The organism is Streptomyces sp. NPDC088762, from assembly GCF_044750905.1.
Classification (GTDB): domain Bacteria; phylum Actinomycetota; class Actinomycetes; order Streptomycetales; family Streptomycetaceae; genus Streptomyces.
In genome coordinates this window covers 372,046-384,970 of the sequence record NZ_JBIVKT010000005.1, presented here as the reverse complement: position 1 = coordinate 384,970, position 12,925 = coordinate 372,046, and the positions used below count along the sequence as shown (strand labels likewise).

Below are 12,925 nucleotides of genomic sequence, written 5' to 3'. Positions count from 1 at the left end.
GCACGAGCCGCCGGCGATGCGCACGGGGCTTCTTCGGCGTCACGACCCGGCGCCCGCCGGGGCACACCGTTGCCGGGGCCGACACGGCCGTTTCCGCTCAGGGAGGGCCGCTCGGCCCTACCCCGGAGCCCGGGCGGCGGCGGATCCTGGAAGCGGCGAACATCGCATATCGGGAGGAACATCATGTCGAACCGGTGGTCCCCGCCTCCGGGCCGCACAGACAGGACCAGTGCCGTGACCGCACCACGCCTCGACACCGAAACCGTCGCCCTGCTGGTCGGTGACGCCGTCACCGCGCCCTCCATGCACAACGCCCAGCCCTGGAAGTTCGTCTTCCGCCCCGGCGCCGACGTCATCGAGCTGCACGGCGACCCGGAACGGGCCATGACCCGCACCGACCCCGATCACCGTGCGCTCCACCTCGGCTGCGCCGCGGCGCTGCTCAATCTGCGCGTCTCCGCGGCCCGGGCGGGGCTGCCGGCCCGCGTGGAGCTGCTGCCCGACGACTCCGAGCCGTGGCTGCTGAGCAGGGTGTGCTTCGACGCGTCCGAGGGCGAGGACCAGGATCTGGCTCCGCTGCACGATGCGCTGCGGCGCCGGCACACCAGCCGTCACCCGTTCAGCGACGAACCCGTGCCGGACGCGCTGCTGGACGGCCTGTGCGCCGCGGCCCGCTTGGAGGGCTGCCGGCTGACCGTCCCGGACGACTGGCACACCGACACCCTGCTGGGGCTCCTGCGCGACGCGGAGCACCGGGAGGAGACGGATCCGCTCGTCCGGGAGGAGACGGCCGCATGGACGACCGGGGCGCCGGGCGCGTCCGCGACGCGCCCGGACGGCATTCCCGCGGCGGCGTTCGGCCCGCGGAGCTCCGGCGGGCCGGCCCCCGTGCGCGATTTCGGCCGGGCCGGCCCGGTACCGGACCGCGGGTGGGCCGTGTTCGAGAAGCGGCCCCGGCTGGCCCTGCTGGGCACGCCGGGGGACACCCGGACCGACTGGCTGCGCGCGGGCCAGGCACTGGAGCGCGTCCTCCTCCAGGCCACGGTCGACGGCCTGGCCACCTCGATGACCTCCCAAGCCCTGGAGTGGCCGGAGCTGCGGTGGACCGTACGCGACCCGGTCGCGCCCACGGGCCACGTCCACATGGTCTTGCGCCTCGGCTACGGCCCCCAGGGAGCCGCCACACCGCGCCGCCCGGTGACGGAGGTCCTGGACATCCGGTGACGCCCCCTGGGGGGCGGGCTGCGATGCACACCCGAGGACCCGGGGCGACGGGCGCCTCCACCTCCGTGTGGTGCGGAAGGGAGGGCGCCCCCGTGGGAGACGTCAGGCGGCGGCGGCCGCGTAGTGATCGGCGTATGCCTGAAGGCGGGGAGCGAGTTGCCCTTCCGCGTCGGCGGAGTCGAGCTGCACCCACAGCTCGTTCTCCACGACGAAGCGGTACGCGAACTCCTCGAAGGAATCGGCGCACCGTATCAGCGAGCCGGCGGCGGCCTCCCGGAACTCATCGGCCCGCTCCCCGGCCAACCAGTCCTCGGCGGACTCCAGCTCGATGTGCGAGCACACCACGAACGCTTCCCCCGAGGTCCGCAGGTACAGGTACCAGATGACGCAGTCCTGCTGGTCCCGCAGGAACCGCACGAGACGGGCGCCCTCCTCGGCCGGGCTGCGCAGCGCCGCGGACAGATCGGTCCAACAGGCCGTCACCGACACCTCGTCGAAGGCGCGGCAGAGTCGCTCGCTGCTGTAGAACGCGGCGAAGTCCGAAGGCAGCGTGAGCCCGACCGCCGCCAGCTCCCGTTCCAGCGCCTCCAGATGCGCCACGTGCTCCGACGGCCCGGTGCTCCCGCCGCCCATCCACCCGAACCCGCCGTCGAGTCCCACGGCGTCCAGCGGCGGCAGGCTGTCCAAGGGGTAGACCTCGTAGGTGGAGTCGCAGGGTCGGAACCGGCCCAGGTCGGTGGCGCACCAGCCGGTGGGGAAGCGGACGGACGCGGCGTCGGATACGGCAATGGACATGGGTAACCCCTCGTGATGAGCCCGGATCAGCGGTACGCATCCATCGTGCCGATCACCACTGACAACGGCCGCCGGAGCCGTCCGGTGCCCCCATGAGGCCCTCAGCGGCGGACGCGGGGCATGCCGAGGCCGATCCAGGAGATGATCTCGCGCTGGATCTCGTTGTTGCCGCCGCCGAAGGTGAAGATGACGGCGCTGCGGTAGCCGCGTTCGAGTTCGCCGTGCAGGACCGCGCCGGCGGAGCCGTCCTTGAGGGGGCCGGCCGCGGCGACGATCTCCATGAGCCAGGCGTACGCGTCCCTGCGGGCTTCGGAGCCGTAGACCTTGACGGCGGACGCGTCCTGCGGGGTGAGGGTGCCGTCCTGGACGGCGCCCACCATCTGCCAGTTGAGGAGCTTCATCGCGTCGAGCCGGGCGTGGGTGCGGGCGAGGCGGCCGCGGACCCAGGAGAGGTCGATGACGCGGCGGCCGTCGGCGAGCTTGGTCTCGGCGGCCCAGCGCTGGACGTCGTGCAGGGCGCGGATCGCCATGGTGCCGTGGGCGGCGAGGGTGACGCGCTCGTGGTTGAGCTGGTTGGTGATCAGGCGCCAGCCCTTGTTCTCCTGGCCGACGCGGCGGCTCGCGGGGACGCGGATGTTCTCGTAGTAGCTGGCGGTGGTGTCGTGCGAGGCGAGGGTGTTGATGAGCGTGCAGGAGTACCCGGGGTCGGAGGTCGGCACGAGGAGCATGGTGATGCCCTTGTGTGCCGGGGCGTCGGGGTCGGTGCGGACGGCGAGCCAGACCCAGTCGGCGGTGTCGCCGTTGGTGGTCCAGATCTTCTGGCCGTTGACGACGTAGGTGCCGGTCTCCTCGTCGCCCTCGCGGACGGCCTTGCACTTGAGGGCGGCGAGGTCGGTGCCGGCGTCGGGCTCGCTGTAGCCGATGGCGAAGTCGATCTCGCCGGAGAGGATGCGCGGGAGGAAGTACGCCTTCTGCTCGTCGGTGCCGAACTGCATGATGGTCGGGCCGACCGTGTTGAGGGCCATCAGGGGCAGCGGCACGACGGCCTGGGCGGCCTCGTCGAAGAAGATGAACTGGTCCATGGGCGACATGCCGCGCCCGCCGTACTCCTTGGGCCAGCCGACCCCGAGCCAGCCGTCGGCGCCGAGGCGGCGGATCGTCTCCCGGTAGAAGCGCTTCTGGGCGGCCGGGTCCTCGTAGCGTGCGTAGACGTCCTCGGGGATCAGCTCCGCGAAGTAGGCGCGCAGCTCGGTGCGCAACTGCTGCTGCTCAGGCGTGTATTCGAGGTGCACGGCCCCTCCGGGAGTCTCGCGGTCCAGCCGGTCGCTGTGTGGCGGCGGTCAGAGTAGAACCTGTTGCAAGAATCCGGAAGGGCCGCCGCGGGCCTCCGCCGCGCGGTCAGTAGTAGCTCAGCTCTTCACCTTTGTGATGCCGGCCCCCGCCCGCTCCGGTCTGATGAGGACCTTGATGTGCTCCTCCGGACGGCGCAGCGCGGCGAAGGCCGCGTCCATGCCGCCGAAACCGGCCTCGCCCGTGACCAGCGCGGCCGGATCGATCCGGCCGGCGGCGAGGCGGGCCAGGGTGGCGCCGAATTCCCGCGGCGGGTAGGTCAGGCACATGCGGAGGGTGACGTCCTTGTAGATGCCGACGACCGGGCGGATCACGTCCTCGGTCATCACCCCGCCGATCTGCAGGATCTCGGTGCCGCGCGGGACGGTGTGCAGGAGCCGGTTCAGCATGCCGGGCACGCCCACGCAGTTGACCACCACGGTCGGACGCGCGGAGCTCCCGGCCAGCTCCGCGCAGCGGGCCACCGGGTCCGCGCCGACCGCCGGATCCACCACCGCGTGCGCGCCCAGCCGGGACGCGGCCGCGCGGCGCAGCGCCGAGGGGTCGGAGGCGACCACCGGACCGGCGCCGCGCTCCAGGAGGACCGCGACGGCACCCAGCCCCACGGGACCGCAGCCGATGACCACGGCCGGGGTGCCCGCGCCGGCGCAGCTGCGCGCGACGTTCCCGAAGCCGACGGCCAGCGGCTCGGTGAGGGAGGCCAGGGCCAGGTCCAGGGAGGCCGGTACGGGCAGCAGCGCCTGAGCCTGTACGACGATCCGCTCGCCGAACCCGCCGGGGAAGGCGTTGCTGTACCCGACGGTTCGGACCACTCCCCCGGCATCGACCGCCCAGGGCAGGCCGACCACCCCGGTCCCCGGCTCCGGTCCGCTCGCGCCGGGTCCGTAGGCGAGCACCCGGCCGGAGAACTCGTGGCCCATGACCAGGGGCCGGTCCGGGTCGAAGAGGAAGCCGGCGGTGCCGCTGTCCCGGGAGGCCCGGAGGAACTCGTCGGTGTGGGCGACCGCGCTGAGGTCGGAGCCGCAGATGCCGCAGGCCGCCGTCTCGACGAGGGCCTGTCCGGGTCCGGGCACGGGGTCCGGGTACTCCCGTACGAGGAAGCGGCCGTCCTCCAGTACCGCCGCCCTCAACGGACCTCTCCCTTACGGGCGATGGCCTCGAGGGTGGAGCGGCGCACGGCCCCGGTGAACCGCTCGCTGTTGCGGCCGGCCCAGGCGAGGCTTGCACGGCGGGCGTCGGTGGTCCCGGTCAGGCGCGGTACGACGCGTTCGGCGAAGAGCTCCAGGCTGCGCAGGGCGGCCGCGGGCTCGGCGATGTCGAGCTGGAGGATCAGGAAGGTGCCGAAACCCCCGGTTTTAGACGCGAGTTGGCCGATCCGCTCGACCGCGTCGTCCGCGGTGCCGATGACGGCCCGGCCGAACGTGGGCAGCCCCTCCGTGACCCAGCGCTCCACGGCAGAGGCGGGCGTGCCGCAGCCTTCGGGCCGTGTTCCGCCCAGCGTCTCGATGTAGGACACGAGGTCCGGCGTGCCGAACCGGGCTTCCCGCAGGGCCTGTTCGCGGGTCTCGGCGAGGTGTACGGGGGTGACCAGCCGCCAGGAGGACCGGTCGGCGGCGCGGCCTGTCTCGGCGCAGGCGCGTTCGTACGCGGCCCAGTTGGTGTCGAGGGCGGCGTAGCCCGCCGGATCGGCGGCGGCCAGCGAGAGCATGCCGGCGCCGTGCCGCCCGGCCAGGACCGCGCCGGTGGGCGATACCGCCGAGGCCACGGCCACGTCCAGTTCCCGCCCCCGGTAGGGACCGAGCTGGAGTCTGGCCTCCTCCAGCGCGAACCAGTCGGTGGCGGCCGTGACCGTCTCCCCGCGGAGCAGCCGCGTGATCACGTCCAGCGTGTCGGCCATCATCGCGCGGGAACGCAGCGGGTCGACGCCCATCATGAAGGCATCGGAGGGGAGTTGGCCGGGGCCGACTCCTAGCATGGCGCGGCCGCGCGACTGCTGGTCGAGCTGGCAGATCCGGTCGGCGAGGATGAGCGGCTGGTGGTACGGGAGGGAGTTGACCCCGGTCCCGAGCCTGATCCGGCCGGTCCGCTCGGCGGCCGCCGCGAGGAACAGCTCGGGCGAGGCGATGATCTCGTACCCGGCGGAATGGTGCTCCCCCACCCACACCTCCTCGTACCCGAGCCGGTCGAGCGCCTCGACGAGGTCGAGGTCCCGGCGCAGCTGGAGCGCGGGATCGCGGTCGGGCCGGTGGTAGGGGGCGAGGAACACCCCGTGTGAGGTGGGGAGACAAGGCTGCGGCATCAGCGGTCCGTCCTTCCGTCGCACGGCTCGGCAGGTCTGCCGTACGACGGAACACCGCGCGCGCCGCACCTTCAATGGCGCCGCGGCCGCGCTCCCGCTGAGTGGGATCGGAGGCGGGATCGGAGGCGGGATCCCGCGGTCGGGAACGGAGGATCTACCTCCGGCAGGCCCGCTCCGGTTCAGTTCAGTTCAGTTCAGTTCAGTGCCATGAGCATGGCCTGGGCCGTTGCCGCCATCGCGGTGCGGGCCGCCGTCAGGTAGGGGCGGGGGTCGGCCGGGGTCAGGTGGGTGCGGATGGCTCCCGTCATGGCCACGTTGAGCGCGGTGCCGATGTTGACCTTGCGGATGCCGCCCGCGACGGCGGCCGCGAGTTCGGCGTCGGGGAGCCCCGAGGAGCCGTGCAGGACGAGGGGTACGTCCACCGTCTTGGCGAGGCGGGCCAGCAGCGCGTGGTCCAGGGCGGCCGTCCGGCTGGTCATGGCGTGGCTGCTGCCGATGGCCACGGCCAGCGCGTCGACCCCGGAGTCGGCCACGAACCGGCGCGCCTCGTCGGGGTCGGTACGCGCGCCGGGCGCGTGCGGGTCCAGCGGGGCGGCGCCGTTCTTGCCGCCGACCTCGCCCAGCTCGGCCTCGATCCACAGCCCGTTGGCGTGCGCCCAGTCGGCGGCGGAGCGGGTCGCCTCCAGGTTCTCGGCGTACGGGAGGTGCGCGGCGTCGTACATGACGGAGCCGTATCCGGCGTCGGCGGCCTGGCGGAGCAGCTCGGAGCTCTTGACGTGGTCGAGGTGCAGGCCGACGGGGACCGCGGCGGCCTCGGCGCAGGCGGCGGCCGCCCGGGAGATGGGCAGCAGTTGGCCGCCGCGGAACTTCACCGCGTTCTCGCTCAGCTGGAGGATCACCGGGAGCCCCGCCGCCTCGGCTCCGGCGACGACCGCTTCGGCGTGCTCCAGGGTGATGATGTTGAAGGCGGCGATGGCGCGGCCCGCCCCGGCCGCCTCCCGGACGAGTGCGCCGGCGGGGACCAGGCTCATCGGACGGCCTCCTCGCCGGTGGTGAGGATCACCGAGCGGGTGAGGTGGCGGGGCGCGTCCGGATCCAGACCCTGGTGCTCGGCGACGGCGAGGGCGAGACGGTGCACCCGGACCAGTTCCGCGAGCGGGTCGAGCCGCCCGGCCACCCACTGGGCGCCGGTGGCCCGCACCTGCTGGGCGAGCCCGTCGGGCGCCGCGTCGAGCGACCAGGTGGCGGTGCCGGGCCCGGAGACGCTGATGGGCCCGTGCCGGTACTCCATCGCCGGATAGGACTCGGCCCAGGAGAGGGAGGCCTCGCGCATCTTCAGCGCGGCCTCGTGCGCGAGGCCGACGCTCCAGCCGCGGCCGAGGAAGGTGAACTGGCCCCGGGAGGGCAGCTCGGCGGGGAGCGGCTCGGCGAGCGCGGTACGGGCGTCGGCGACGGCGTCCTCGGTGTGCAGGCCCGTGTGGGCGCGCAGGAGGGTGAGGGCGGTGGTCGCGAAGCGGGTCTGGACGACGGACTGCTCGTCGGCGAAGTCGAGCACGACGACCTCGTCGGCGAGGGTCATCACCGGGGTCGCCGGATCGCCGATGACGGCGGTCGTCGGCACGCCGGCGTCGCGAAGCGCGCCGAGCAGCTCCAGCACCTCGGTGGTGGTCCCGGACCGGGTGAGCGCGACGACCCGGTCGTAGCGGCGGTGGCGCGGGAACTCCGAGGCGGGGAAGGCGTCGGTCTCGCCCTGGCCCGCCTCCTCGCGCAACACGGCGGCCGCCTGGGCCATGTAGTACGAGGTCCCGCACCCGACGATCGCGGTACGCTCCCCCGGCTGCGGCAGCACCGACCGCCTGGCGGGGGCCAGTTCGGCGGCCCGCTCCCAGCATGCGGGCTGTGTGCCCAACTCGTACGCGACGTGGCTCATACAGGCTCCCTCTGGTGACAGGCGGGTCCGGCGTTCTGCATTCGTCATGCGTTTTCTTGCAAGATAGCCCCTTGTTTCGCGCAACTTCAAGCAGCCATGAGCTGATGCCCTGGGTTAATGTCTGCGGATAGGCCGAAGGTGAGCGAGAGGGGGCGGCCCATGACCCGCAAAGAGCGGTGGCAGACACTGCTGGATCTGCTGGTGGAGCGGGGCGAGCTGGAGGTGGAGCCGGCCGCCGAGGCCCTCGGCGTGTCCGCCGCGACCATCCGGCGCGACCTCGACCAGCTCGCCGAACAGCAGCTGCTGGTCCGCACGCGCGGCGGGGCGGTGCTCCACGGTGTGTCGTACGAGCTCCCGTTGCGCTACCGCACCTCCCGCCGCGCCGCCGAGAAGGGCCGCATCAGCGAGGCGGTGGCGGGCCTGATCACGCCGGGCGAGGTGATCGGCCTGACGGGCGGTACCACCACCACCGAGGTGGCCCGCGCCCTGGCCGGCCGCCCGGACCTGGCCTCGGGCACTCCGGCGCTGACGGTGGTCACCAACGCCCTCAACATCGCGGGAGAGCTGGTGATCCGGCCGCAGTTCAAGATCGTGCTGACGGGCGGGGTGGCTCGCCCCCAGTCGTACGAGCTCACGGGCCCGCTGGCCGAGCAGGTGCTCGGCCAGCTCGCGGTGGACACGGCGGTGGTCGGCGTGGACGGCTTCGACCCGGCGGACGGCGCGGCGACCCGCCACGAGGACGAGGCCTCGGTCAACCGCCTGCTGTGCGAGCGGGCCCGCCGGGTGGTGATCGCGGCGGACTCCAGCAAGCTGGGCGTGCGCGCCTTCGCCCGCATCTGCCCGACGGCCTCGGTGGACGTCCTGGTGACGGACACGGGCCTGGCGGTGGAGGTCGCGCGCGAGTTCGAGGCGGCGGGCGTCGAGGTGCTGCGGGTCTAGAGGGTGTCGTACGGATCAGGCCGGATGAGGAGAGGTGCGCGGCCCGGGGCGGAGCCGCGCCCTTCGGCGGGCCTCACGCGGTGGGCGCGGCGGCGAATCCGTACATGGCGGACTCCCCCAGTTCCTCCTCGATCCGGATGAGTTGGTTGTACTTGGCCGTGCGGTCCGATCGGGACAGGGAGCCGGTCTTGATCTGCCCGCAGCCCGTGGCGACGGCCAGATCCGCGATGGTCGTGTCCTCCGTCTCACCGGACCGGTGCGACATGACCGCCGCCCATCCGGCCCGCCGCGCGGCGCCCACCGTCCCGAGCGCCTCGGTCAGCGTCCCGATCTGGTTGACCTTGATCAGGACCGCGTTCCCCACCCCCGTACGGATGCCTTCCCGTACCAGGGCCTCGTTGGTGCAGAACACGTCGTCCCCGGTCAACTGGCACCTGCTCCCGACCCGCGCCGTCAGCTCGCGCCACCCGTCGAGGTCGTCCTCGGCCATCGGGTCCTCCACCGAGACGATCGGGTACGCGTCGATCAACCGGGCGAGGTAGTCGACCTGTTCGGCGGAGGTACGCCGGACGCCCTCTCCCGCGTACGTGTACACGCCGCCCCCGTAGAACTCCGACGACGCCGGGTCCATGACGAGGCCGATGTCCGCGCCGGGCCGGTAGCCGGTCCGCTCGATCGCGGCCATGACGAAGTCGAGCGCCTCCTCGGCCGTGCGCAGCGCGGGCGCGAAGCCGCCCTCGTCGCCGACGCCCGTGGAGTGGCCCGCGGCCAGCAGGTCGCGGCGGAGCGTATGGAAGACCTCGGAGCCCATGCGGACGGCTTCCGCGAAAGACCCCGCCCCCACCGGCGCGATCATGAACTCCTGGAAGTCCAGCGGATTGTCGGCGTGGGCGCCGCCGTTGACGATGTTCATCATCGGCACCGGAAGCACGCGGGCGTCGGCCCCGCCCAGGTAGCGGTACAGCGGCTGCCGGTGCGAGACGGCGGCGGCCTTCGCGGCGGCGAGGGAGACCCCGAGCAGGGCATTGGCGCCGAGCCGCGCTTTGGTGGGCGTGCCGTCGAGCGCGACGAGCGCGGCGTCGAGGCCGGCCTGGTCGTCGGCGTCGCGGCCGGTGACGGCATGCGCGATCTCGCCCTTCACGTGGGCCACGGCCCGGTCGACGCCCTTGCCGTGCCAGCGCCGCGGGTCGCCGTCGCGCAGCTCCACCGCTTCGCGGGCGCCGGTGGAGGCCCCGGAGGGGACGGCGGCGCGGCCCAGGGAACCGTCGGCGAGGACGACGTCCACCTCGACGGTGGGGTTGCCGCGGCTGTCGAGGACGGCGCGGGCGGTGACGCCGCGGACGACGGTCGGCTCGACTGTGTGTGCGGGCATGGGGGTTCCTTGTCGTTGTCGCCTGCCGGACCCCGGTGCGACGACGCTGACGCTCGGCCCGGCGCAGCGAAACTCTACAGCAATGCTGTTCAGTTCTGCTGTTCAGTTCGGCTGCACATTGCCGTTGCCGGGTTAAAGTGCCCTATGACCACCCCGGAAGCCGCCACCCTCGCCGCCGAACTGCGTACCGCGATGGGCAAGCTCACCCGGCGCGCGAAGCACGAGGACCGGAACCCGCTCGGACACGCCGCCGCGCTCGGCGTTCGGCACGTGAAGCACGAGGACCGGATCCCGCACGGTCACGCCGCCGTGCTCGGCGTACTGGCCCGCGACGGCGCCATGACCACCAGCGATCTCGCGACCGACCAGGGCGTACGCCCGCAGTCGATGGCCCGCGCGGTCGGCCTCCTCCTCGAACAGGGCCTGCTCACCCGCAGGGCCCACCCCACGGACGGCCGCAAGTCCCTGCTCGAGCTGTCGGACGCCGGCCGGGCCGCGCTGGAAGCGGAGCGCGGCCGCCGGGCCGGATGGCTGGCGCTGGCCATCGAGGCCGAACTCACCGAAGAGGAGCGGGAGTTGCTCGCCCGCAGCACGGCCTTGATGGAACGGCTGGCCACGCGTCAGGGCCTGTAGGCGATCGGGCGGCCCCTGCGGACGGCCCGTCAGTGCGCGGGCAACCGCTCCGACTCCCGTACCAGCGCCGCCAGCACCGGTGCGATCAGGGGGTGGGTCTCGCCGCCCCGGCGGGTGGCGGCGAAGACGCGGCGGGTGGCGGCCGGGCCCGTTACCGGGCGGACCTGGACCTCCTTGAGGTCCATGCCCCGGAGCGCCGAGCGCGGTACGAGGGCCACCCCGGCGCCCGCGCCGACCAGCGCCGTCACCGCGCGGAAGTCGTCGGAGGAGTGCACGAACCGGGGCTGGAAGCCGGCCAGTTCGCAGGCGAGCAGCGTCACGTCGTGGCACGGGTTGCCTGGGTACTGGCCCACCCAGTCCGAATCGGACAGGTCCGCCAGCGACACCGCGGGCGAGTCCGCGAGGGGGTGTCCCGAGGGCAGCACCGCGTCGAAGGGTTCCGCGTACAGCGGGAGGACCGACAGGCGGGCGTCGTCGGCCCCCGGGCCGCCCCGGTACTCGACCGCCAGGGCCACGTCCGCCTCGCCATCGAGCAGCAGCGGCAGGCTCTCGTCACCCTCGGCGTCCCGCACCCGCAGCCGGATCCCCGGGTGGTCGAGCGCGAGCCGGGCGATCGCCGGCGCCAGCACCTCCGCGATCCCGGTCGCGAAGGCGGCCACCGTGACCTCGCCGGCCGAGCCCCCCGCGTAGGCCGCGAGTTCCGCTTCCGCCCGTTCCAGCTGCGCCAGCACCTCGTGGGCGTGGCCGAGCAGGATCTCACCGGCCGCTGTGAGCCGTACGCCCCGCCCGCTGCGGGTGAGAAGGGCGTGGCCCGTCTCCTGTTCCAGCGCGGCGAGCTGCTGGGAGACGGCGGAGGGGGTGAGGTACAGGGCTGCGGCCGCGGCGGTCACCGTACGGTGGTCCGCCACGGCCCGCAGGATGCGCAGCCGGCGGGGGTCGATCACCCCTCCATTGTCTCAGCCGGCCGACGTGCCCAGCGCCGCCCGGGCATCGACGAAGGCGGCCACCGCGCGCTCCACGTCGGCCGTGGAGTGGGCGGCCGAGAGCTGTACGCGGATGCGCGCCGCGCCCATCGGGACGACCGGGTAGGAGAAGCCGATCACGTAGACCCCGCGCTCCAGGAGCAGCTCGGCCATCCGGGCCGCCTCGGCCGCGTCGCCGATCATCACGGGGGCGATGGCGTGGTCGCCGGGGAGGATCTCGAAGCCGGCCTCGGTCATCTTCGAACGGAAGAGGGCGGTGTTGGCGGCGAGCTGCTCGCGCAGGTCGCCGGCCGACTCCAGCAGGTCGAGGACCTTGAGGGAGGCCGCCGCGATGACCGGGGCGAGGGAGTTGGAGAAGAGGTACGGGCGCGAGCGCTGGCGCAGCAGCTCGACGATCTCGGCGCGCGCGGCGACGTAGCCGCCGGAGGCGCCGCCGAGGGCCTTGCCGAGGGTGCCGGTGATGATGTCGACGCGGTCCATGACCCCGTGCAGCTCGGGGGTGCCGCGGCCGCCGGGGCCGACGAAGCCGACCGCGTGGGAGTCGTCGACCATGACCATGGCGTCGTAGCGCTCCGCGAGGTCGCAGATCTCCGCGAGGGGGGCGACGTAGCCGTCCATGGAGAACACGCCGTCGGTCACGATCAGGCGGCGGCGGGCGTCCTGCGACTCCTTGAGGCGCATCTCCAGCTCGGCGAGGTCGCGGTTGGCGTACCGGTAGCGGCGGGCCTTCGACAGCCGGATGCCGTCGATGATCGAGGCGTGGTTGAGGGCGTCGGAGATGACGGCGTCCTCGGCGCCGAGCAGGGTCTCGAAGACACCGCCGTTGGCGTCGAAGCAGGAGGAGTAGAGGATCGTGTCCTCCTGGCCGAGGAAAGCGGACAGCCGCGCCTCCAGCTCCTTGTGCACCTCCTGCGTACCGCAGATGAAGCGGACGGAGGCCATGCCGTAGCCCCAGCGGTCGAGCGCGTCCTTCGCGGCGGCGACGACCTCGGGGTGGTCGGCCAGCCCCAGGTAGTTGTTGGCGCAGAAGTTGAGGACCTCGCCGGCGGCGCCGCCCGCGGTGACGGCGACGGCCGCGTTCTGCGGGGTGCCGATGACGCGCTCGGGCTTGTGCAGGCCGGCGGCGCGGATCTCGTCGAGGGTGGTGCGCAGGTCCTCGCGTACGGACTCGAACATGGTGGGCTTCTCCTTGTGCGGTGTGCCGTCCGGTGGAGTGGAGGGCGGCGGGAGGGGCCGGGTCCCGCGGAGGGGGGAGGGTGTGCGGGACCCGGCCGTAGGGAGATGGTCTGTGGAGTCGGAACGAAAACGGCTCGGAGCCAGGACGGAGCACGGAAGGCGAGCAGCGGACCGGCCACACCGGCCGCCGACCGCCGCGCGCCAGGCGGTGGATCAGCGCCGGG

Annotated in this window: 12 protein-coding genes; 3 read left to right on the top strand and 9 right to left on the bottom strand. The window is 73.3% G+C overall.

Going from position 1 to position 12,925, the window contains the following annotated elements:
* Positions 1 to 234: 234 nt before the first annotated feature.
* Positions 235 to 1,224, top strand: coding sequence for an Acg family FMN-binding oxidoreductase (locus ACIP5M_RS15945; protein WP_401197115.1), 990 nt, complete (start codon positions 235 to 237; stop codon positions 1,222 to 1,224).
* 102 nt (positions 1,225 to 1,326) lie between these two features.
* On the opposite strand, the gene ACIP5M_RS15940 is transcribed toward ACIP5M_RS15945, so the two are convergent.
* The 6 genes from ACIP5M_RS15940 to ACIP5M_RS15915 form a co-directional block, all read right to left on the bottom strand.
* On the bottom strand, positions 1,327 to 2,019 hold the full coding sequence (locus ACIP5M_RS15940) for a hypothetical protein (RefSeq protein WP_401197112.1): 693 nt from the start codon (positions 2,017 to 2,019) through the stop codon (positions 1,327 to 1,329).
* A 101-nt stretch (positions 2,020 to 2,120) separates the two neighbouring features.
* Positions 2,121 to 3,311, bottom strand: a complete 1,191-nt coding sequence (locus ACIP5M_RS15935; RefSeq protein ID WP_401197110.1) for an acyl-CoA dehydrogenase family protein — start codon at positions 3,309 to 3,311, stop codon at positions 2,121 to 2,123.
* A gap of 117 nt (positions 3,312 to 3,428) precedes the next feature.
* Positions 3,429 to 4,499, bottom strand: coding sequence for a zinc-binding dehydrogenase (locus ACIP5M_RS15930; protein ID WP_401197108.1), 1,071 nt, complete (start codon positions 4,497 to 4,499; stop codon positions 3,429 to 3,431).
* Positions 4,496 to 5,668: an LLM class flavin-dependent oxidoreductase gene (locus tag ACIP5M_RS15925; RefSeq protein WP_401197105.1), complete on the bottom strand. Its 1,173-nt coding sequence runs from the start codon at positions 5,666 to 5,668 to the stop codon at positions 4,496 to 4,498. The genes ACIP5M_RS15930 and ACIP5M_RS15925 overlap by 4 nt, the downstream gene beginning before the upstream one ends.
* 194 nt (positions 5,669 to 5,862) lie before the next feature.
* Complete coding sequence (locus ACIP5M_RS15920; protein ID WP_401197102.1) at positions 5,863 to 6,699, bottom strand: class II fructose-bisphosphate aldolase; 837 nt, start codon at positions 6,697 to 6,699, stop codon at positions 5,863 to 5,865.
* The gene (locus ACIP5M_RS15915; protein ID WP_401197099.1) at positions 6,696 to 7,598 is read right to left on the bottom strand and encodes an SIS domain-containing protein; all 903 of its coding nucleotides are present in this window, start codon (positions 7,596 to 7,598) and stop codon (positions 6,696 to 6,698) included. Before ACIP5M_RS15915 ends, ACIP5M_RS15920 begins: the two co-directional genes overlap by 4 nt.
* Before the next feature lie 159 nt (positions 7,599 to 7,757).
* On the opposite strand from ACIP5M_RS15915, the gene ACIP5M_RS15910 reads away from it, so the two are divergent.
* On the top strand, positions 7,758 to 8,537 hold the full coding sequence (locus tag ACIP5M_RS15910) for a DeoR/GlpR family DNA-binding transcription regulator (protein ID WP_401197096.1): 780 nt from the start codon (positions 7,758 to 7,760) through the stop codon (positions 8,535 to 8,537).
* A gap of 73 nt (positions 8,538 to 8,610) precedes the next feature.
* Here the strand turns inward: ACIP5M_RS15910 and eno are convergent, their stop codons facing one another.
* The gene (gene eno / locus ACIP5M_RS15905; protein WP_401197093.1) at positions 8,611 to 9,909 is read right to left on the bottom strand and encodes a phosphopyruvate hydratase; all 1,299 of its coding nucleotides are present in this window, start codon (positions 9,907 to 9,909) and stop codon (positions 8,611 to 8,613) included.
* A 144-nt stretch (positions 9,910 to 10,053) separates the two neighbouring features.
* Between eno and ACIP5M_RS15900 the strand changes: the two genes are divergently transcribed.
* The gene (locus ACIP5M_RS15900) at positions 10,054 to 10,542 is read left to right on the top strand and encodes a MarR family winged helix-turn-helix transcriptional regulator (RefSeq protein WP_401197090.1); all 489 of its coding nucleotides are present in this window, start codon (positions 10,054 to 10,056) and stop codon (positions 10,540 to 10,542) included.
* Positions 10,543 to 10,571: 29 nt separating this feature from the next.
* On the opposite strand, the gene ACIP5M_RS15895 is transcribed toward ACIP5M_RS15900, so the two are convergent.
* Both ACIP5M_RS15895 and ACIP5M_RS15890 read right to left on the bottom strand, forming a co-directional pair.
* Complete coding sequence (locus ACIP5M_RS15895; RefSeq protein WP_401197088.1) at positions 10,572 to 11,486, bottom strand: LysR substrate-binding domain-containing protein; 915 nt, start codon at positions 11,484 to 11,486, stop codon at positions 10,572 to 10,574.
* 12 nt (positions 11,487 to 11,498) lie between these two features.
* Positions 11,499 to 12,701: a glycine C-acetyltransferase gene (locus ACIP5M_RS15890; RefSeq protein WP_401197085.1), complete on the bottom strand. Its 1,203-nt coding sequence runs from the start codon at positions 12,699 to 12,701 to the stop codon at positions 11,499 to 11,501.
* Positions 12,702 to 12,925: the final 224 nt, after the last annotated feature.

Coding starts and splice junctions, on each gene's coding strand:
- ACIP5M_RS15900 (WP_401197090.1), top strand. CDS start 10,054: ATGACCACCCCGGAAGCCGCCACCCTCGCCGCCGAACTGCGTACCGCG.
- ACIP5M_RS15925 (WP_401197105.1), bottom strand. CDS start 5,668: ATGCCGCAGCCTTGTCTCCCCACCTCACACGGGGTGTTCCTCGCCCCC.
- ACIP5M_RS15890 (WP_401197085.1), bottom strand. CDS start 12,701: ATGTTCGAGTCCGTACGCGAGGACCTGCGCACCACCCTCGACGAGATC.
- ACIP5M_RS15940 (WP_401197112.1), bottom strand. CDS start 2,019: ATGTCCATTGCCGTATCCGACGCCGCGTCCGTCCGCTTCCCCACCGGC.
- ACIP5M_RS15915 (WP_401197099.1), bottom strand. CDS start 7,598: ATGAGCCACGTCGCGTACGAGTTGGGCACACAGCCCGCATGCTGGGAG.
- eno (WP_401197093.1), bottom strand. CDS start 9,909: ATGCCCGCACACACAGTCGAGCCGACCGTCGTCCGCGGCGTCACCGCC.
- ACIP5M_RS15920 (WP_401197102.1), bottom strand. CDS start 6,699: ATGAGCCTGGTCCCCGCCGGCGCACTCGTCCGGGAGGCGGCCGGGGCG.
- ACIP5M_RS15910 (WP_401197096.1), top strand. CDS start 7,758: ATGACCCGCAAAGAGCGGTGGCAGACACTGCTGGATCTGCTGGTGGAG.